The following is an 18,825-nucleotide window of genomic DNA, read 5'->3' on the forward strand; positions in this document are numbered from 1 at the left end:
CAAATAAAAATATCCCGGTTGCAAGACCGGGGTGTTTTTTATTTGAAGTATTAATTGCAGGACTTGAACCTTTCAAGTCCGAACAGCTGCGAAGCAGGTGTTTTACCCTGCACCAAAGGAAATTATTCCGACCTTGTGGTCGGGATTTTTTTATTTATATACTACAGGACTTGAACCTGCAAGTCCGAACAGCTGCGAAGCAGGTGTTTTACCCTGCACCAAATAAAAGAATCCCGGTTATAAGACACATCGAGTTTCCGAAACACTTTCAATTTCATATGATGGATTGAGAACTGCGCCAAGGCGTTCGCTTTGGCGCGGTCAATAATCTTTGGGAGTGTTAATATGGCAATTCCGGCACAACCTTGTGCGTGTTCGCCTTATTCAAATATATGCTGCTGCGGCACTCAAAACGGCATTACCGTCGTCCAGCCGCAGTGTCAGAATCTGCCCGACGGGTCGGTCGTCAACAATCCGGCGTTTGTTTTTGAGCTGAACACGTCGTTTTGGACCTATAAATTCCTGACGGACTGCAACAGCGCAACAAGAGGCATCAGCAATTTCGGCATTCCGATCTGCGCGGAAATCAACGCAGCCAACATTGTTGTGGAAGAAAAAATAGACGGATGCGGCTTATATGCTGTTGTCCCGTTTGAACTGATAAAAAATGATCCGAATTTCGGCCCGGCTCCGAACGGGTTTCAATATTTGAAAGTCGAGACGAACAACCGTTTTGACAAAGGATTAAGCGTTGAATACCGAATCGGTATCATCGGAAATTATACCGAAGAGGCTCAATCTGTTAAAATAAAAGCCGCGGGGGTGGTTTATACGTTTGGTTGCACCGACTGTTTTATCGTTCCGGGCTGCAATCCGGCCGGCAAACTGCTTTTATCCAAACAATGCGGCAAGGTGATCGTCAATAATCAAGCGACGCTCCAATTCGTCGTCCATGTCGACAACATCGGCGACGGGGCGTTGGATCTTGTTCAATTCAACGATATTATTGTGATCCCGACACAGTTTACCATCGGGCCCGTGACAGTGAATCCTTCAACGCTCAGTGTCGTTATCCGCACGGGGCAGGTGGAAATCAGCGGTAATTTGGGGACAATTGAACCGGGCGGAAGAGTCACGGTGACTTATTTTATACCGGTTTTGAGTTTCAGCAACCCGGGTAGCTACTCGGTTGCCAATATGGCAAGGGTTGCCGCCACCGGTACCGAGTCGTCCGTGATGTGCAAAACAACACTGGATGTTGTCAAGTTAAGCGCCGGGAAATGCTGCACGGTCAACGGCAATAACGGCACGTTTAATCTGACAATTGCAGGTGTTGGGGATTCCCCCGATGTGATTGTCGATATTTTTGATCGGATGAGAATTCCGACCGGCATAACGGTGCAGTTTTCGAGCTTTAACGGGTGCGAAGCGTATTACACGGACACGCAGACGCCGATTCCGCTGAATGTGAATCTTGCGGGACCGATCGGCATTGAAATCATCTGCAAAAACGCATTGGTGCCTTCCGGCGGCAGTTTCGTCAAATCAATCAGTTATACGCTGGTTTCCAGTGCGGTTGTCGGCACGACCAGCATTGCAAATTCGATTGTCGGGGTGACGCCTCTGGATTTGGGGAATATCATCTACGAAGGGATTGATAATCTGCCGGCTGTCGCAAGTATTTCCGTGGAACTTGTGCAGGGTTGTAATACGCCCTGCGATTGACGGTACACGTAAAAACAGGACCTGTCCGAAAACGGGTGGGTCCTGTTTTTGTAAGGATGATTTATTGGTTTTCTTCCGCGATGATGGCGTTATAGGTCTTTTCGTCGAGCTGGTAGCGTTGGACGAGCAGGATGCCCGCGGCAAAGATCACGGCGGGGATCGGGCCGATCAGGAGCCGGATGGTGAAGAGCGCGGAATCCGTCTGGTCAACGACGTTCGGCACAAAGCTGGCGAGGCCCAAGAACGCGCCTGAGAGGGCTGCCGCGACTGCGACGCCGATTTTGGAAAAGAAGGTCCACATGCCGTAATAAGCGCCCTCCTTGCGGATTTTTGTCTGCACTGCGTCCACTTCCACCACGTCGGGCAGCATGGCAAAGGGCGGCACATAGGCAAAACCGAGACCGACGCCGGCAATGGCCATCACGACAAACGTAAAAGTCATTCCCAGAATGTGCGCAAAGAAAAACATCGCAAGGCAGCAGACCGCGAGGATGCCGAGCGCGAGCTGATAAGTACGTTTTTTGCCGATTTTCTTAGAGATCTGAACCGAGATTGGGATGCAGACCATTGCGACTCCGAGTAATAAAATCATGGCGACTGTGGTCATGCCTTCGTTTTGATAGATGTATTTGAAGTAATAGACCAGCATGGACTGGACAAAGGTGAGACCGGTGAGGTTCAGGGTATAGACTGCGGCGAGCCGCATATAGTGTTTATTTTTAAAGACCACCGCGAAGGTGGAAAAGAATTTTTGTTTCGGAATGACCTGGTTTTGTGCGGATTCGCGAACCGTGAAGAACGTAATCAGAATCGTCCCGGCCATGATGATGCCGAAAATCAAACCGACATTGGAATAACCCTTGTGGCTGTCGCTCGCCGCATTCACGATGGGCAGCACGACCGCCGCGCCCAATATGGTGCCGATGACCGCAAAGCTGAAACGGAAGCCGTTGAGTGACGTTCGCTCCTTAAAGTCCTTGGTCAGATCAGGGGTCAGCGAGCCGTAGGGGATGTTGACAACGGTATAGGCGGTATTCAACAGGCAGAGCGCAAAAATGACCCAGATGAATCCGGCGGTTTGCCTGTTCTGAAAATCGGGCGCGGAGAAGAAAAACCACATCGCCAGCAACAGCGGCAATGCGCCGAACAGAAAATAGGGACGGCGGCGGCCCCAACGGGAACGGGTGCGGTCGGAGAGATAGCCCATCGTCGGGTCGGTGACCGCATCCCAGAACTTGCCGATCAAAATGGCGGCGCCGGCTAGCGCCGAGGCGATGCCCACCGTATCGGTCAGGTAGATCAGCGAATAAAATCCCATGGCGGTGAAAAAGAGATTTCCGCCGAGGTCGCCGATCCCAAAGCCCATTTTTACGCGCAGTGGAAGTTTGGAGGATTTTGTTGCGGGGGCTGTCAATTCGTCATTCTGTTTCATGGTGATACCTCTTTATACAAGTTTCGAATTTGCGGGCAAGTTCGTCGGTGATTTCGCAGGCGGTTTCTTTCGGGCTTTTGCGGTAGTCGGGGAGGCGTTCGGTGAGGTTCAGGCAGGAATCCGGGACGATCACCGCTTTTTTGCGGATGACATTGGGCCGGTTATTGATATTGCCGCCCATGAGGCGGTTGACGAGGTCTTCCAGATTGATGGTGATTTCGACGATTCGGTCAAAGGAGATGTTTTGCGCGTTCAGATAATTGATATCGTGATAGGACATCAGATCCACCAATTCCATATGGCGCATCGCAAACCAGGCCTCTCCGGCGCGCCGATGCGCCAAAGCGGCTTCCAATCGGGGTAATTGGTCGATTTGATATTCCGGGCAGATGCGGTCCCAACACTCCAGCCGCACCCGATACATGCGCTGTACCAAATCGTCGTTTCTCGGCGCCAGCCCCAACAAATGCTCCGCTGTTTTTAACGCAAACGGCTGTAGCGCTTCCCAGCGGCGCTGTCTGTCCGCCGGCTCGTTTTCCTGCTCCGGCGCGTTATGCGGCTGATAGCCGAGGGTGGCGTAATATTCCTCCGCGATGCAAAGAACCCGATTGTCGATGGCTTCAATGCGCGTCAGAAGATCGGGCAGTTCGTCTTTGTTATTTTCGGAGGCGGGATTGAGGCCGCAGAGGGATTCCACGCGGGTAAGCGCCGCCTTGATTTTCTTTTGATCCCGCAGATCGTATTGATAATGGACGGAGATCGGCAAAACGCAGACCTTTTCCGGGCGGGCGGCTTTGGCCAATTCGGCGGCGCACCAAAAACCGATGCGGATCGTGCCCTGTTCGATTCTCGGGAGGGTTTCGCTGTGGTAGGACACCTGACCTTCGGGGGCGATTCCGAGCGGAGACGTGCCGTCGCGGAGGATATTTCTGATATTTTTAATGCTTGCGGGTTCGTATTTGACGTGATAGACCGGCAATGCACCCGCGCGCGGCAGGATGAACCGGATGAACGCTCCGCCCCAGAGCGGAACGGCATAATCGTGGACAAGCCGGAGCTGCGGTCTTTTGAGAAGCGGCGTTTTGGCTTTTTTGGCGTAGCGCGGCAGGAGATTTTCGAATACATGGAACAGAAGCTGGGGCTCGTCGCCGTAGGGATGGCGGAAAGCGACAATCAGGCGCGTCCGTTTTTCCTGAAAATCGCGGATGGCCTCTGTGATTTTTTCCGGGGTGCGAATCTCGATTTTACGGAAAGACAAAACAAAACGGAGATAAAACGGCATTAAAAAACAGCCTATCAAAACAAAAGGCGCGGAAATACGCGAAGGCGCCAGACGTTTTCGCGTGCGCGCTTTGGAAATCGGTTTCGCAACCAGTCTCATTTTCGACATAATTCCCCCGATATCGCGGTTATTTTACTCATTTTAGCAAAGGAAACGAGGGGTGTCAAGCAATCGGGGGGAGGTTGTATGATTCCGATTTCATTAAAATTCGGCGGCACCAGGACAATATCGGTCAGTTCGTGAATTTCAGCAGTTTTAAATTCAATACCGTGGCCAGAATTCCGAGAATCGCAAAGGAACCGGCCAGACCGAGCGATTGAGCGCGCGGAACGATGATACCGAGCGAGTTTTGAAAGACGGTTTGGACGATCGCGCAAGCGCCGACTCCGCTTAAAAACGTGAGAAAGACGGGAGCCGTTTTGTAACCGATCTTCTTTTTTTGCAGCAGAGCAATGCCGCAGAAAAGCAGAGACGGAAGGACGATCGCCAGGTCGAATGCAAAAACCGGTTCGGTCGTGTAAATTTCGATGGTTTGAAGCGGCTGTCCCGTGAAGACGGTCGGAATGATCAGTGCAAGCCAAACCAGAGCCGAACAGCTGCCGGCCAGCAGAAAAATCCCCGTACCGGTCAGACGTTTTTCGTAAAGCCGGGGCTGAAAGATTTCGGTGTTCAACAGATATCGAAAAGACAGTATAAACGCAAACAGTGAACTTGAAAACTGCAGAATATACAGTAAAAACAGCCGGTTGAAACTCATACCCAATATTAAGCAGGCGGAAGCATAGAGAATAATCAGCAGCAGTCCCGACCGCAGGGTTGCAAACGCTTTTTTCTTTCCACAAAGCGGCAGAACGGCAAGCAGAATCAAGCTGACAATGATGACGACGGCATCCGTACCTTTTGCGGCCCCGGCTTTCAAAAGTGAATCGTTCGCATAGACGCCGTCTCCGTATAGAATGATTTTCTGTCCGTAGATATTTTCGACGGTTCGCCGAGTTCCGTCGTCTGCATAAAAAATGCCGGCACAGGCGGAAATGACGGAAGACAAAGCGGCGATTGCCGACAGACCGGGCAATGCTTTTTTCATCGGGGGAGCCTCTTTCAACGGGATTTCAGACGGTTTTTTATTTTGCGGAGTTTTCTTCAGCGCCGACCACAACCGTGCAGCAGTCGCCGGTCATCAAGGTGCTTTTCACGGCGATGCATCCGGCGTCTATTTTGCCGACGTCGGACAACATGGCGATCATGGGGTCAAGGCACCATCCGCGGCAGGGATTTGCTCCGCCCATTTTCTTGGACAAGGCACAGAGTTTGCAGGAAGTCGCCGTTGCAATACAGCCATTCTCCGTCTTTTGAACCGTCCAATTCGCACAGCTGTAAATCTCCGAGAGCTTTAAAAAGACGTCTTCAACGGTTTCAATCCCCAGCTGCTGATTCAGATAAGGCGCCGTTGATGTCTGCCGCGCTTTCCGCTTCTCGACAACTGTCTCCAGTGTCTTCAATCCGGCATAGGTATTGACGGTTTCTGCGACGGAGGCCGCGTAAGTGTTTTGCAGCAGGGCAAGTCGCTTTTCGATTTCCATGTTTCTTTTCTCCTTAACATATTATAACGTTCGTTAGAAAAAGGGACAATATAAATCGGCATTCGTATGCCGATCGAAACGGGGATGGGGCTGAATGCAATTACAGGAAGCTGTGAAGAACGACTGCGATTTCCTCCCGAATCTCGTTTTTGGGCAGATATCTGTTTTTGACGACGATGCTTTCGATCATCGTCTCCAGCAGATGTATCAGGGTTCTGACGACTGCCGCGGCGTTGTCCGCGTTTTTCAGATAGGGCAGAAGCAGGTTATAATGTCTGGGGAAAATGGTCTTTTCCCATTTGTCCATGATGCCCATCAATTCCTCGTCGCCGTCAAAAGAGAGATAGACCTTTGTTCCGAGCCGGTAAACCTGTCGGTCATAATTGCTCAGGGAGTTCAGGCTGAAGACAAACTTGGTATAAAAATCTACCGGATTGTCGATTTTCAGCGACGAGGCCTGCCTGCGGACTAGATCAAAAAATTCTTTTTTTATGATTTCGTCAAACAGTTCCTTTTTGCTTTTATAGTAATAATAGATCATCGGCAGCGAGCAATTCACGTCGTCGGCGATATGGCGTATCGTCGTTCCGTAATATCCGCTGTCGTTGAAATGTCTGACCGCCGCCTCTTTGATTCGGGTTTTTAAATCCTGATCCGCCATAACGCACGTCCTTAATCTAACGTTCGTTAGTATTTTATCACAATAAATTTCCTTTTGCAAGAGTTTCTTAAAGTTTTGAATATTTACGGTTTACTGAAAAAGGGAAAACATTGAAAATTCCCTTTATACCGGTTTGCTTTTAATTTAGCAGCACGAAAATTTATTTACAGATCGATGGTGTATTCTTTGGGGATGGCGGCCAACTCGCGGTTGTGGGCGTTTTTATGGTCTTGCGGGGCAGCCGCGTAGGGAATCGCGCGGCAGAGTTCCATTCTGCTGTCCATCATAGCGCGGATTTCCGCCGGATCCGCCGCCGGTTTGGAGGCCATTTCGATATACGCATTCAACAGTTCTCTCAATTCGGCGCAGCGCGGATTTTTCGGGTCGTATGTATTGGCGGTTTCCGGGAAACTGTCGTAATAGTAATATTTTCTGTCATAGACCGAGTAGACCAGTTTGTCATGATCGGAGGCGATCATATACAGAGCGATCTCACCTCTTTCATACTGCGAGTAGATATAATCGTGTCGGTCTTTGAAGATATTGATACCGTCAAATTCTCCGTCCTTGTGTCGGATGCCCGCCCAATCGAGCAGCGTCGGCTCGATATCGACCAGCGAGACCGGATCGGTTCTGTGTTCGGAAGATTTGCCGGGAACGCGGATCAGCAGCGGTACGCGGGCGGCGGCATCAATCATGGAGCGTTTTCCGTAGCAGTTATAGTCGCCTAAAAAGTCGCCGTGGTCGGAGGTGAATACAATCAGGGTGTCGTCATAAAGCCCCCGCTCTTTGAGTGCGGCGACGATGCGGCCGATCTGATAATCGACAAAGGAGATACAGGCATAATAGTGGTTGATCGTCTGATTGACGAGGTGTTTGTCGATGCCGGCGCTGAGTCCTTTATAACGGTTTTGAGTTAAATTGGACCAAGTCAGCATATTTTTGCTGTCCTCGGGGACGTTCGGCACAACGGCTTGGTATTTCCGGTAGAGTTTGTTCCAGGGTGCGGGCGGCGCAAACGGCGGGTGGGGATGGATGAACGAGGACATCAGGAAAAAGGGTTTATCGCCGCTGTAATTTTTGATAAAGTCGATGCTGCGGTCGCCGATCCAAGCCGTGGGGTGGTCTTTGGCGGGCAGCTGTGAAACTTGGGGGATGTAATACATCTCTCCGCGCTGACCGTTATAATCAAAGACGTTGGTATAGCCCTTCTTGAGCAGATCGTTGCCGTAGGTGTCGTCTTTTTCGAGGAATTCCTCCTGCGAAAAACGTTCGCTGTAACCGTGCAGCCCATAGGGATCGAACGGGAAGTGCATTTTGCCGATGCCGCAGGTGTGATAGCCGTTGGCGGTCAGGCGGGCATACATGCCGTCGCCTTCGTAATCGCCGTGGTGCGCGTTTTCGCCGCAGCCGGTATGTGCCGGATACAGGCCGGTCATCATGCTGTAACGCGCCGGAACGCAGACGGGCGAAGGCGTATAGCAGCGGTCAAACACCACAGATTCCCGCGCCAGTTCGTCGAGATGCGGCGTCTGGATCACCGGGTTGCCGAGTTCGTGAATACAATCGGCGCGCATCTGGTCGGTAAAAAATAATAGAATGTTTTTCGGTTTCATGATAACTCCTTTGCGTTTATATCTGATATGTCTATTATATTTTATAGCGGACTTAATTTCAAGGGCAATCTGTTATATGGTATAATAAGCAAAAATTATCAAGCATTGCTTTGGAAGATGCAGTATAATCAATTCGGCGGTGATGAGATGTGAACGGTACCGAGGTCATTCAAAAGGCGATCAACTTTTGCGAAGAAAATCTGACCGGTGAGATCACCGTAGAAGAACTGGCTGCACAGTCGGGCTATTCGGTCTATCACTTCTGCCGTATGTTTCAGCAGGCGGTCGGGTGCGGGCCGATGGAGTATCTGCGCAAGCGGCGTCTGTCCGAGGCCGCCGTCGCCATCGCCGACAGCCGCGACTACATCAAGGACGTCGGGTTTGACTGGGGCTTCAATTCTCACGAGAATTTTGTAAGGGCGTTTCGGGCACAGTTCGGCGTATCGCCGTCCCAGTTCCGTCAGACGCAGAGCAGCTTGAATCTGGTTCACCCCGTCCGGCTGGGAGAGCGGCGCTTTGAAATCCCGGGGCCTGTCGTGCGGTTTGCCGTCAAACCCGCTTTCAAACTCGCGGGATTTGCCTGCCGCACAACATTTCGCAAAGGTGCAAACGGGAAGGACGCGCCCTGCCACTGGAACCGATACCACGCCGAGCGGCTGTATGAGCAAATCGGAAAGCCGACCGACCCCGCGACGCGGTGGGATATCGGAATACTGTTCGATTATGATGAAAAAACAAGCGATATCTCTTATCTGATCGGCATTGAGGTGGATGATTTCGACGGCGTGAATCCCGAATGCACGTGGCTGATGATTCCCTCGGCACAGTATGCGGTTTTCAACACGCCGCCCGCGACCACCGAGACGTTTGTCGAGACGATCCACCGAACATGGGGGTATATCAACTGCGTGTGGTTCCCACAGACGGGGTTTTCGCGCCTGAAGACGCATGAGTTCGAGACTTACTGCGAGATGTCGCATACCTACTCCGAAGAGATTTGGATTCCGATCGGAAAATAAAAATTGTCATCCTGAGCGGAGCGTAGCGGAGTCGAAGGATCTCGTCACCATGAAGTTCACGGCAACATTATCCACAGGCTATTATCAGTCCGAGATTCTTCGACTCGCGCACCTCTGGCGCGCTTCGCTCAGAATGACAACAACGAGTAAGAAAGGAAAAAAGATCATGAAAATTTTAAAAGATGTACCCACGTACGAATACAAAGAACCTTTGTTTGAATGCGTCCGGGTGACGATGAACTATCTTGGGGAGACCTATTCGCCTGAGTACATCCAGGGGATTGCGGGGGCTGCGTTTCGCATTGCAACCGGATGCCCGAGCCGCCCGACCTGCTGCATGCTGATGTGGACGCCCGATCTGGTCAAACTGCTCGGGTATGACTGTAAAGATGTTCCCTGCTTCGGGCCGAACGGCGAAAGGCAGACCGATCAAATGATTGAGGCGGTCAAGGAACAGATCGGCGCGGGCAGGCCGGTGATTGTCTGGCATGCGATGACCAGCGCCGAGTGGGACGTTGTCTGCGGTTACGACGAGGAGAATAAACTCTTTTTCGGCAGGGGATCGTATTGGCTTGGAGCAAAGGAATACCATGCCGAGGCTTGGGATCGGGCTGAAAAGGCGGTTGATATCTGCCCGGCATTCGGAGCGGTCGTAATCGGCGAGAAGGTGCGGGAATTTAATGCTCGAGCCGCCGAGATTAACGCGTTGAACGACGCCGTCGCGCATGCAAGAACCGTCAAAGATAAGCCCGAGGAGGGCGGCTGGTATTCCTACGAGGGTATTCAGGCGTTTCAGAAGTGGGCGGAGGCCTACGGCAAGCCCGGAAAAGACCGCGACCTTGCGGACGCTTATTGCTATGATATCTACCACTCAACCCACACCGCAGCACCCGGATTTTTGCGCGAGATTGCGGGACATTTCGGTGCAAAGGCGAAAGAACAGCTTGAAAAGGCTGCGGATTATATGGAGCAGGAGGCCAAAGCGTTTGCCGCCTGCGAACCGTATTTAGGTTGGAGATCGCCGTGGGGCGTAGACGAAAACCGCAGCAAGGCGGTCGCACCGATTTTGGCCGAGGTCGCTGAACTTTATGAAAAAGCCATCACCTGCATTGAAAAAGGGATTGCGGAGAAGTACAAATAGGAGCAAATTGTAATGGAAAACGAGCGCGCCGGTTTTACCGACGCGCTTAATTAATCACAAAAGGCATTCATAAGTCCGAGATTCTTCAGACTCCAAGGAACATCTTCGATGTTCCCCGGAAGAATTTTTCAATATAAAAATTCTTCAAGCACGCCTTTGGCGTGCTACGCTCAGAATGATATTTTTATATCTTTCGGATAAATCACAATTAGTGTCCCCTCACGGACGGAGATTTCAGAATTGACACCGGTGAATTCGTTGCTGACGCCTAAGGGATAGGTGTTATATAGCGACGCGTCGGTGAGCGGGTATTTCAAACCGCGCTCATAGACGTCGGTGCAGGTTTCGGTGTGTGCGAAAGCCGAAACAACTCCATGTGCAGAGGCCGGAAAGTTAATTTTATCGTTGTGAATGGCTGTGATCACCGTGTCGCGGTCGAACAGGCAGCCCTTGCAGCCGTTTTGCGCCAGATCGGCGATGCACTGGATATTGGCAAGGGTGTGATCAAGGCGTCCGCCCGTGCCGCCGTAAATATGAAAGACGCGATAACCGCGGTTTTTGCCCTCACGCAGCGCGGCGACCATGTCGGTGTCGTCTTTCACTTTAGGCAGGACGACGGTCTTGAGTTCGGAGGACGGTTTTTTGGTCAGTGAATCGAAGTCGCCGACCAAAAGATGGGGGGTGAGGCCGTGCTGTTCGAGATAGGTCAATCCGCCGTCTGCGGCGATGACCAGATCGCCGGAAACGGGAACGGGCGGCGGGCCGTAATGTTCGCCCGCGCCGAAAATATAACAGATCGGATTTTGCATGGCCGCGCCTCCTTTCGATGAACTGTGACTATTATAACGCGAAAAGGCGGGAATTGGCAAGAGAGGGGGAAAAAGGATGAATCATATTTGACCACTCCGTCAAGTCCGCGCCAGCGGACTTACCACCCCTAAGGCGTCGCTTGCGACACCATGTAGAGGGGAATAAAAGAACCACTCCGACGCTACGCGCCATCCCCCATAAAGGAAATTTTTAGAGATAACGGGAAAACAGGAAGCGGAATAATTATTCAATGCAAAATATCAAAAAACAATAAATATTAAAGATTATGCAAAATATATGCGCAAAAACCATAAAAATTATTGAATTGTATAAAACGATTTGGTATAATTTATCTATTCTTTCTTATGTATACAATGGCGTGTACATAAAACGCAAAGAAGGAAAAAGTTCGGGTCTTTTGTTTTACCGCTTTGAACCGGACATCCAAAAATTTAATAAAGGAAGGACATAAGTATGATCCAGTATCCGAAGAACAATGACGTTCTGAACACGGTCAATCGCGGCAACCCTGCAGAATCGGGGCTTTGTACCCTATGCCGCGCCGACTGCACCGGTAAATGCGAGACCTGGATGTCGAGCATGAAGGGCAGAAAGCTTCTCTATCCCCGCGATTTCGGGGCCATTACCGCAGGCAGCGGCAACACGATTCACGAGGGCGTCAGTTACAGCGCACTGCGTATTCAGGGGTACAGCTATGGCGCACACGGACTGCCCAAGGGCCTTTCCAACAGTGCTGACGACTGCATTTTTCCCAATGTCTCGACCGAGACGGCTTTTGGGAAAGCTGTTAAGACCAAATCCCGCGTCCCAATGATGACCGGCGCGCTCGGCTCCACCTTTATTGCGGCGAAATACTGGGAATCGTTCGCCATCGGAGCGGCTATCGTCGGCTTCCCGATCGTCATCGGCGAAAACGTGGTCGGCATCGACAAGGAAGCCGTCCTGAAAAACGGGCGAATCATTAAAGCGCCGGAACTCGAGCGCAGAATTGACGTTTACTTAAAATACTACGACGGGTACGGCGCGATCATCGTACAGATGAATGTCGAGGATACCCGCAACGGCGTCGCCGAATATCTGATCGAAAAATACGGCGACAAGGTCATCATCGAACTCAAATGGGGTCAGGGCGCCAAGGACATCGGCGGCGAGATTCAGGTCACGAGTTTGGAGTATGCGCTGTTTTTGAAAGACCGCGGCTACATCGTCGATCCCGACCCGAGAAAACCCCATGTGCAGGAGGCGTTTAAGAGCGGCGCGATCAAGTCGTTTGCGCGCCACAGCCGCCTCGGATATACCGATAAAGACAACTGGATGCAGGTGCGCGAGGACTTTATGACCGAAATCGCCTACCTGAGAAAACTCGGATACAAGCGCATTACGCTCAAGACCGGCTCCTACGGCATGGAAGCGCTGGCGATGTCGATCAAATTCGCCACAGAGGCCAAGCTTGACCTGTTGACCGTCGACGGTTCGGGCGGCGGCACCGGCATGAGTCCGTGGAACATGATGGAGAACTGGGGCGTGCCATCCATTCAACTGCACTCCAAAGCGTATGAATATGCGCAGTTATTGGCCGGAAAAGGCGCGGATGTCGTCGATATGGCGTTCGCGGGTGGCCTTGCCAGAGAAGATCACATCTTTAAAGCGCTGGCACTCGGCGCGCCGTTTACCAAACTGGTCTGCATGGGCCGCGCGCTGATGATCCCCGGATTCGTCGGGGCAAACATCGAGGGCGTGCTGCATCCCGAACGCAAAGAAGCGCTCAACGGCAACTGGGCCGAACTGCCCAAGACCGTTTCGAGCGAATTCGGCACGACGCCGGAGGAGATTTTCGCGGGTTATTTCGACGTGAAAAACAAACTTGGCGCAGATGAGATGAAAAAGATTCCGCTGGGCGCGATCGGCGTCTGGACGCTGGCCGACAAGCTGACCGCAGGACTGCAGCAGCTGATGGCGGGTGCGCGCAAGTTCAACGTCTCGGCAATTTCGCGCGACGACCTGTTCGCCGCAAACCGCGAGACCGCCAAGGAGACCGGCATTACCTACATCACCGACGCGGGCGACGAGACCGCCAAAAAAATATTAAGCTTCTGATTTTGTTTTCTATAAACAACTCCTCTTAACACAAAACCCCCGCTGCAGCGGGGGTTTTGCGTTTTAAAGGATGGTTTTTAGTTTCATGAGCCCGAGATCCTTCGGCTTCGTGCAAAATGCGTTTTTTAATGATGTATCACACATTATTTCGCACTTCGCTATCATGATAAATCTATATTCAATCCGACGGGGCAATGGTCGCTGCCCATGACGTCGGAGAGAATGACGCTGTCTTTGATGTATTTGGAGAGGCGTTCCGAGACCAGAAAATAATCGATGCGCCAGCCGGCGTTATGTTCCCGGGCTTTGAACATATATGACCACCAGGTGTAAGCACCGATTTGATCGGGATATAGCATACGGAAAGAATCGACGAAGCCCGATTCTAAAAGCAGGGTCAGTTTTTCGCGCTCCTCGTTGGTAAAACCTGCGCTGCCCATGTTCGGCTTTGGGTTTTTTAAGTCGATCTCTTGATGCGCGACATTCAGGTCGCCGCAGACGATCACGGGCTTTTGTTGATCGAGGGCGGTCAGGTATGTACGAAACGCGTCTTCCCAGAGCATCCGATAGGGCAGGCGGGCCAGCTCGTTTTGGGAATTGGGCGAATAGACGGTGACGAAATAAAAGGTGTCGAACTCCAGCGTAATCACGCGGCCCTCGCCCGAGTGTTCGGCGGTGCCGAAATCGTAGGAGACGGAGAGCGGTTCGAGGCGGGTGAACACCGCGGTGCCGGAATAGCCCTTTTTGTCGGCGCTGTTCCAATAGGAGGTGTAGCCCTCGAATTCGATGTTGGCCTGCTCGCGCTGCATCTTGGTCTCCTGCACGCAGAAGATATCGGCGTCGGCGGCGGCAAAAAATTCGGGAAATCCCTTATTCATCACGGCGCGCAGGCCGTTGACGTTCCATGAGATAAATTTCATAATATTTTCCGTCCCTAATAATATTTTCGATTTAATTATACAATAAACGAGCACTTCAGGCAAGGATTGACGATATTTGTTTTCTTTCACAGTAAAACATGATATAATCGGCACAGAGCATATTCGGAGGGATCTGCCGCCGCCATGAGGTTGAATTTTGCGGTTTATGCGGTGAATACCCCTGTGTCCGGTATGGCGGTATCGATCTTTACGACTCCTTTATCACCCATCAAAACCAACTGACGAATTTCGAGAGGATCAAGAAAATCGGGTTTGAGGTCTATCGTGCGGAATTAAACCGAAAAGTTATGCTGTTGACCGAATTGTTGGAAAATTTCGACGACGGAAAAAGAAAGAGTTATTTTTGCCTCGCGGTCAATCTGCTGGATTTAACGGATACCGAATCCGTTATGGCTCAGCTTGAGAATCTCGATCGGCAGAGTTCTTCCAAAGAAAAAGCTTCTGCGGCGGTCAGGTTGTTTGAGGAAATTGCTCAAAAACACGGTGTGATATTAAAATTGCGAAAGCCGCCGGAAAAAGAAACAAGGGGAAAAGCATTATGAAATACGCCATTTTGGTTCATCCGGGACACAACCGGGTTTATTTCGAGACGGCTTTAAAACTGTCGTTGTCGGAGTTTGAAATTGCGGCACAAAGGTTCACCGTTTCATGTAAAACGCCGCAGAATCTAAACATCGGTGGTGTACAGTATCTTTTGTTTGAAACGGCGGGAGAGCTGACGGCGGGAGATGTCAAGATCGTCTCGGAACTGTCGTTTGTCTATGCGCTGTTTGCGCTGGAGGGTGAAGACGGAAATTTGCGTTTGAGACCGATTGCGCGCACCGACGAGCACTTTGTCGACGAGGGTATCAGTGCGATGTTGAAATATTCCGGTAAGACTAATGAGATTTTCACGCGCATGATGATCAACATTGCACGGTATACCCAGTCCTGCGAGGAACCGTTGAAACTGCTTGACCCACTTGCCGGAAAAGGCACGACGCTGTTCGAGGGATTAGTTAAGGGTTATGATGTGTACGGCATCGAGATCGGCGAGAAGGTGACTGCGGAGGCAAGCCGGTTTTTACAGAAGTTCCTTGAGACCGCAAAATATAAGTTTGAATATAAAACCATACGCCTATCGGGTGCAAATAAATCGTTCACCGCGCAGCGCCATACTTTTATAATTGCGCGCAACAGACAGGAACAGAAAGACGGAAACAGCAAAACGGCGGAACTGATCGCCGGAAACGCGCAGTATGCGGTGCAATATTATAAAAAGAATTTTTTTCACATGATTGTCGGCGACCTGCCCTACGGGGTGCAGCATGCCAATGTGACCGATGAAAAACAATCGGCCATGACCCGCAATCCCGCCGAACTGCTGAAAGCCTGCCTGCCGGGGTGGGCAGAAGTGCTGCGTCCGGGCGGCTGCATGGTGTTTTCGTGGAACAACAATGTGCTTGCCCGTGAGAAAATGACGGAGATTTTAAAAAAAGCCGGACTGAACGTTTTGAACGAGGGCCCTTATGCGCAGTTTGAACACCGGGTCGATCAGGCCATTTTGAGAGACATCATTGTGGCGAAAAAGTAAAACAAAATATTGACAAAATCTCTCTGAAGCGCTAAAATGTTACCGTTTCTATTGGCAGAAAGAGGGAAAGAATTTGAAAAAAAGTGTATCTATTTTGTTGAGCGTTGTGATGGCGCTGGGTTTGGCGTGCTTTTCGGGGTGCCAAACCGCACCGAAATCCGAAAGAACCGACATTGTAGTGATCAGTGATCTGCATCTGTATGTGGACGACACTTATGAGAGAACCGAATATGACCAGCAGGTTATTGCGGACTTTTTGGAAATGATCAGAACATCCGAGACGGTTGCGGAACTGGTGATCAACGGTGATTTATTCGATCAGTGGGTCGTTCCGCTGGACTACGAAATTTCCGACATGGCCTCGTTTGACGATTTGATTGCGGCAAACAATCAGGTGATTGTGGATGCGATCAACGCAATCATCACCGACGGTGAGATCAAGGTGACTTTTGTGCCCGGCAACCACGACATGACCTTTGACGCGCAGGAAGCCGAACGGGTGTTCCCCGGCATCAATCAGGCGCGGGATGCCGTGGGCTTGGGTACTTATACGGCGATGGGCGGCGAAATCGCGATCGAACACGGAGATCGGTATAATTTCGTTTGTGGCCCGGACCCCATCTCAAACCGTGATATCACACAAAGCGATTCGATTGTGCCCGTCGGGTATTTTTTCACCCGAATCGCAGTGACCTCGGCGCAGGAAAAAGTGACGGTTTCGGCCGATATCGTCCCGCCCATTGCGCAGGATATGATTGACCAGTCGCAGATGAACCGATATTTTAACTACATGAGCTGGGCGGCTGTTTTATCGCAGCTTCCGCTTTCGGAGTATTATGCCGACAAGATCATTAAGACCAATTTCGACGGCTATACCGACACCTATGCAATTGCCGACCTGCTGCCTTATCTGACCGAAGACGGCACAATCGAGGCAAATTTATACGGCGACGTCGCCGACAACTGGGCCGAACGTCAGCAACTGAACAATGTGGCCGTGCCCATCGACGTTGTCACTGCTATGATGAACGCCGGTTCGAATGATTTTACCGACTCGTTGGCACAAACCGAGTATTTTGATGCGGGTTCACCGGCGAGAATCGTGGTATTCAGCCACACGCACGCCGCCAAGATCACCGTTTCGACCAATGCGGCCGGTCAGAAAGTGATCTATGCCAACAGCGGTTCATGGCGGGATAGCGCACCCGATTATCCGGTGAACACCTATCTGATTATCACACCGGCAAAGGAAGAAACGGCAACCACGGTGAGTTTGTATCAGTATTCGGCTGACGGCACGACAACACTTTTACAGCAAGAGACCCTCGCAGACTAAATAAATATAAAACAAGCAGGCGGCAGGTGAATACCTGCCGCCTGTTCGGCGTTATATAAAGCCATGATATGTCTGAGATTTTTCGACTTCGCTCAGAATGACAAAATCCACGCCTTGACAACCGCAGGTTGCTTTTTGAGAACCCGGCGGGTGGTGGTATTCTTGACGGAAAACGATTATAATGAATTTGAACTTTGAAATCCGACGGGAAAGGTGATCAATAATATGACAATCGGAAGCAAAATTTCGGCGCTGCGCGCCAAATCCGGACTGACACAGGAGGAACTTGCCGATATTCTGCATGTCTCCAGACAGGCGGTTCAAAAATGGGAATCGGATACGACAAGACCGGAACTGGACAAGCTCGTAGCGATTGCCGAATACTTCAATATCACTCTGGACGGGCTGGTATGCGCCAAAACTGCCGCCAACAACGATGAGGAACTGCGTTTCAACCGTGAGTTCGTGCCGAGTTATGCCGATATGCATGGTTGGGAGGTCTACTCCGCCAATATCCAAATCGAATGTCAGCAGATGCATGACGAGGGGTATGATATTGAACCCTATAAAAAACTGGCCAACGAGATCGGCTTGCTGCCACCCGGAAAACCCCGCGAGGAGATGGCCGAGAGTTTATTCAGCCTTTTAAAAAGCTGCAAAAAGCGGGAGGGTTATACATTCAACGAACCGTCCGATCTGGAAGGTATCCGCGCCCTGTGCGAGGGCAGCTCGGATAAAGCCGTCCCGGTTGAGGCGGAGACGCTGAGTGAAAAAATCAAGGGCGCATGGTTGGGACGGATCGCGGGTTGTTTGCTGGGGAAACCGATTGAGGGCATTCGCACCAAGGAATTGATCCCAATGCTCAAAGAGACCGGAAACTATCCGATGCACCGCTATATCGTCTCGGATGAGATCACCGGCGAAATTGCCGCGAAATATACGTTCCCGCTTCAAAAGCGCTGTTATGCAAAGACCATCCCGAATGCGCCGTCCGACGACGATACCAACTATACGGTGATGGCGGCGACCCGGCTGATCGAGAAATACGGGCGGGATTTTCAGCCGATTGACGTGGCCAAATGCTGGCTGGCCAACCAACCCAAGGACGCCTACTGCACCGCCGAACGGGTGGCTTTCGTCAACTTTGTCAACGGCTTTTATCCACCGGTGTCAGCGATTATCAAAAATCCGTTCCGCGAATATATCGGCGCACAGATTCGGGCCGATTATTTCGGCTATATCTGCCCCGGGAACCCGGTCGAAGCCGCTGACATGGCGTGGCGGGACGCTTCCATTTCCCACGTCAAAAACGGCATCTACGGCGAGATGTTCGTGGCGGCCATGATTGCGCAGGCGGCGGTGACCGGTGATGTCCGAGCGATTATCGATGCGGGTCTGCGGCAGGTTCCGATGACCTCGCGTCTGTATGACGAGACGAAGAAACTTTTGGCTATGATCGACGGCGGAGAGACCGCCGAGGCTTGTTTCGCCTGGATTCATGTCAATTACGACGAGGTCACGGGATACCACTGGTGCCATACGATTTCAAACGCATTGATTGTCGTAGCGGCTTTGGTTTTCGGCAAAC

The 18,825-nt window shown here is 51.3% G+C and carries 17 protein-coding genes; 9 read left to right on the plus strand and 8 right to left on the minus strand.

Annotated elements, in window-relative coordinates:
• Positions 1–290, plus strand: a 290-nt coding sequence (locus PK629_12090; GenBank protein HOP12217.1) for a hypothetical protein, incomplete at its 5' end; no start/stop codon positions are given.
• Between the two features lie 55 nt (positions 291–345).
• Positions 346–1,725, plus strand: coding sequence for a hypothetical protein (locus PK629_12095; GenBank protein HOP12218.1), 1,380 nt, complete (start codon positions 346–348; stop codon positions 1,723–1,725).
• A 61-nt stretch (positions 1,726–1,786) separates the two neighbouring features.
• Here PK629_12095 and PK629_12100 read toward each other — a convergent pair whose 3' ends face one another.
• From PK629_12100 to PK629_12125, 6 genes are all read right to left on the minus strand, one after another.
• On the minus strand, positions 1,787–3,157 hold the full coding sequence (locus tag PK629_12100) for a glycoside-pentoside-hexuronide (GPH):cation symporter (protein HOP12219.1): 1,371 nt from the start codon (positions 3,155–3,157) through the stop codon (positions 1,787–1,789).
• Positions 3,144–4,538, minus strand: coding sequence for a hypothetical protein (locus tag PK629_12105; GenBank protein HOP12220.1), 1,395 nt, complete (start codon positions 4,536–4,538; stop codon positions 3,144–3,146). Before PK629_12105 ends, PK629_12100 begins: the two co-directional genes overlap by 14 nt.
• A 133-nt stretch (positions 4,539–4,671) precedes the next feature.
• Positions 4,672–5,526, minus strand: coding sequence for a hypothetical protein (locus PK629_12110; GenBank protein ID HOP12221.1), 855 nt, complete (start codon positions 5,524–5,526; stop codon positions 4,672–4,674).
• Between the two features lie 37 nt (positions 5,527–5,563).
• Positions 5,564–6,022, minus strand: a complete 459-nt coding sequence (locus PK629_12115; GenBank protein ID HOP12222.1) for a hypothetical protein — start codon at positions 6,020–6,022, stop codon at positions 5,564–5,566.
• Positions 6,023–6,122: 100 nt separating this feature from the next.
• Complete coding sequence (locus PK629_12120) at positions 6,123–6,683, minus strand: TetR/AcrR family transcriptional regulator (protein ID HOP12223.1); 561 nt, start codon at positions 6,681–6,683, stop codon at positions 6,123–6,125.
• A 164-nt stretch (positions 6,684–6,847) separates the two neighbouring features.
• Entirely contained in the window at positions 6,848–8,299 is a 1,452-nt protein-coding gene (locus PK629_12125) for a sulfatase-like hydrolase/transferase (GenBank protein HOP12224.1), read from the minus strand.
• Positions 8,300–8,448: 149 nt separating this feature from the next.
• Between PK629_12125 and PK629_12130 the strand changes: the two genes are divergently transcribed.
• The gene (locus tag PK629_12130) at positions 8,449–9,318 is read left to right on the plus strand and encodes an AraC family transcriptional regulator (GenBank protein HOP12225.1); all 870 of its coding nucleotides are present in this window, start codon (positions 8,449–8,451) and stop codon (positions 9,316–9,318) included.
• Positions 9,319–9,484: 166 nt separating this feature from the next.
• A complete protein-coding gene (locus PK629_12135; protein HOP12226.1) occupies positions 9,485–10,459 on the plus strand; it encodes a hypothetical protein in 975 nt (324 codons plus the stop codon).
• 170 nt (positions 10,460–10,629) lie between these two features.
• Here the strand turns inward: PK629_12135 and PK629_12140 are convergent, their stop codons facing one another.
• On the minus strand, positions 10,630–11,268 hold the full coding sequence (locus PK629_12140; GenBank protein ID HOP12227.1) for a thiamine diphosphokinase: 639 nt from the start codon (positions 11,266–11,268) through the stop codon (positions 10,630–10,632).
• 475 nt (positions 11,269–11,743) lie between these two features.
• Here PK629_12140 and PK629_12145 point away from each other — a divergent pair, with 475 nt between their 5' ends.
• On the plus strand, positions 11,744–13,387 hold the full coding sequence (locus PK629_12145; protein HOP12228.1) for a glutamate synthase-related protein: 1,644 nt from the start codon (positions 11,744–11,746) through the stop codon (positions 13,385–13,387).
• Positions 13,388–13,548: 161 nt separating this feature from the next.
• On the opposite strand, the gene PK629_12150 is transcribed toward PK629_12145, so the two are convergent.
• Positions 13,549–14,307 carry an exodeoxyribonuclease III gene (locus PK629_12150; GenBank protein HOP12229.1) on the minus strand — a complete coding sequence of 253 codons (759 nt, stop codon included), beginning with the start codon at positions 14,305–14,307 and terminating at the stop codon, positions 13,549–13,551.
• Between the two features lie 314 nt (positions 14,308–14,621).
• Here PK629_12150 and PK629_12155 point away from each other — a divergent pair, with 314 nt between their 5' ends.
• The 4 genes from PK629_12155 to PK629_12170 all read left to right on the plus strand — a co-directional run.
• Positions 14,622–14,870, plus strand: a complete 249-nt coding sequence (locus PK629_12155; GenBank protein HOP12230.1) for a hypothetical protein — start codon at positions 14,622–14,624, stop codon at positions 14,868–14,870.
• Positions 14,867–15,901 carry a hypothetical protein gene (locus PK629_12160; protein HOP12231.1) on the plus strand — a complete coding sequence of 345 codons (1,035 nt, stop codon included), beginning with the start codon at positions 14,867–14,869 and terminating at the stop codon, positions 15,899–15,901. Before PK629_12155 ends, PK629_12160 begins: the two co-directional genes overlap by 4 nt.
• A 73-nt stretch (positions 15,902–15,974) precedes the next feature.
• The gene (locus PK629_12165) at positions 15,975–17,237 is read left to right on the plus strand and encodes a metallophosphoesterase (protein ID HOP12232.1); all 1,263 of its coding nucleotides are present in this window, start codon (positions 15,975–15,977) and stop codon (positions 17,235–17,237) included.
• Positions 17,238–17,462: 225 nt separating this feature from the next.
• Positions 17,463–18,825 (plus strand): ADP-ribosylglycohydrolase family protein (locus PK629_12170; protein HOP12233.1); only part of this gene is annotated, 1,363 nt, incomplete at its 3' end.

It is taken from the genome of Oscillospiraceae bacterium (assembly GCA_035380125.1).
Lineage (GTDB): Bacteria > Bacillota > Clostridia > Oscillospirales > JAKOTC01 > DAOPZJ01.

What these genes read in the sequence shown, in the direction of transcription:
- PK629_12140 (HOP12227.1), bottom strand. Translation starts at nt 11,268, where the DNA reads ATGCAAAATCCGATCTGTTATATTTTCGGCGCGGGCGAACATTACGGC.
- PK629_12110 (HOP12221.1), bottom strand. Translation starts at nt 5,526, where the DNA reads ATGAAAAAAGCATTGCCCGGTCTGTCGGCAATCGCCGCTTTGTCTTCC.
- PK629_12135 (HOP12226.1), top strand. Translation starts at nt 9,485, where the DNA reads ATGAAAATTTTAAAAGATGTACCCACGTACGAATACAAAGAACCTTTG.
- PK629_12145 (HOP12228.1), top strand. Translation starts at nt 11,744, where the DNA reads ATGATCCAGTATCCGAAGAACAATGACGTTCTGAACACGGTCAATCGC.
- PK629_12105 (HOP12220.1), bottom strand. Translation starts at nt 4,538, where the DNA reads ATGAGACTGGTTGCGAAACCGATTTCCAAAGCGCGCACGCGAAAACGT.
- PK629_12150 (HOP12229.1), bottom strand. Translation starts at nt 14,307, where the DNA reads ATGAAATTTATCTCATGGAACGTCAACGGCCTGCGCGCCGTGATGAAT.
- PK629_12115 (HOP12222.1), bottom strand. Translation starts at nt 6,022, where the DNA reads ATGGAAATCGAAAAGCGACTTGCCCTGCTGCAAAACACTTACGCGGCC.
- PK629_12160 (HOP12231.1), top strand. Translation starts at nt 14,867, where the DNA reads ATGAAATACGCCATTTTGGTTCATCCGGGACACAACCGGGTTTATTTC.
- PK629_12100 (HOP12219.1), bottom strand. Translation starts at nt 3,157, where the DNA reads ATGAAACAGAATGACGAATTGACAGCCCCCGCAACAAAATCCTCCAAA.
- PK629_12125 (HOP12224.1), bottom strand. Translation starts at nt 8,299, where the DNA reads ATGAAACCGAAAAACATTCTATTATTTTTTACCGACCAGATGCGCGCC.
- PK629_12120 (HOP12223.1), bottom strand. Translation starts at nt 6,683, where the DNA reads ATGGCGGATCAGGATTTAAAAACCCGAATCAAAGAGGCGGCGGTCAGA.
- PK629_12095 (HOP12218.1), top strand. Translation starts at nt 346, where the DNA reads ATGGCAATTCCGGCACAACCTTGTGCGTGTTCGCCTTATTCAAATATA.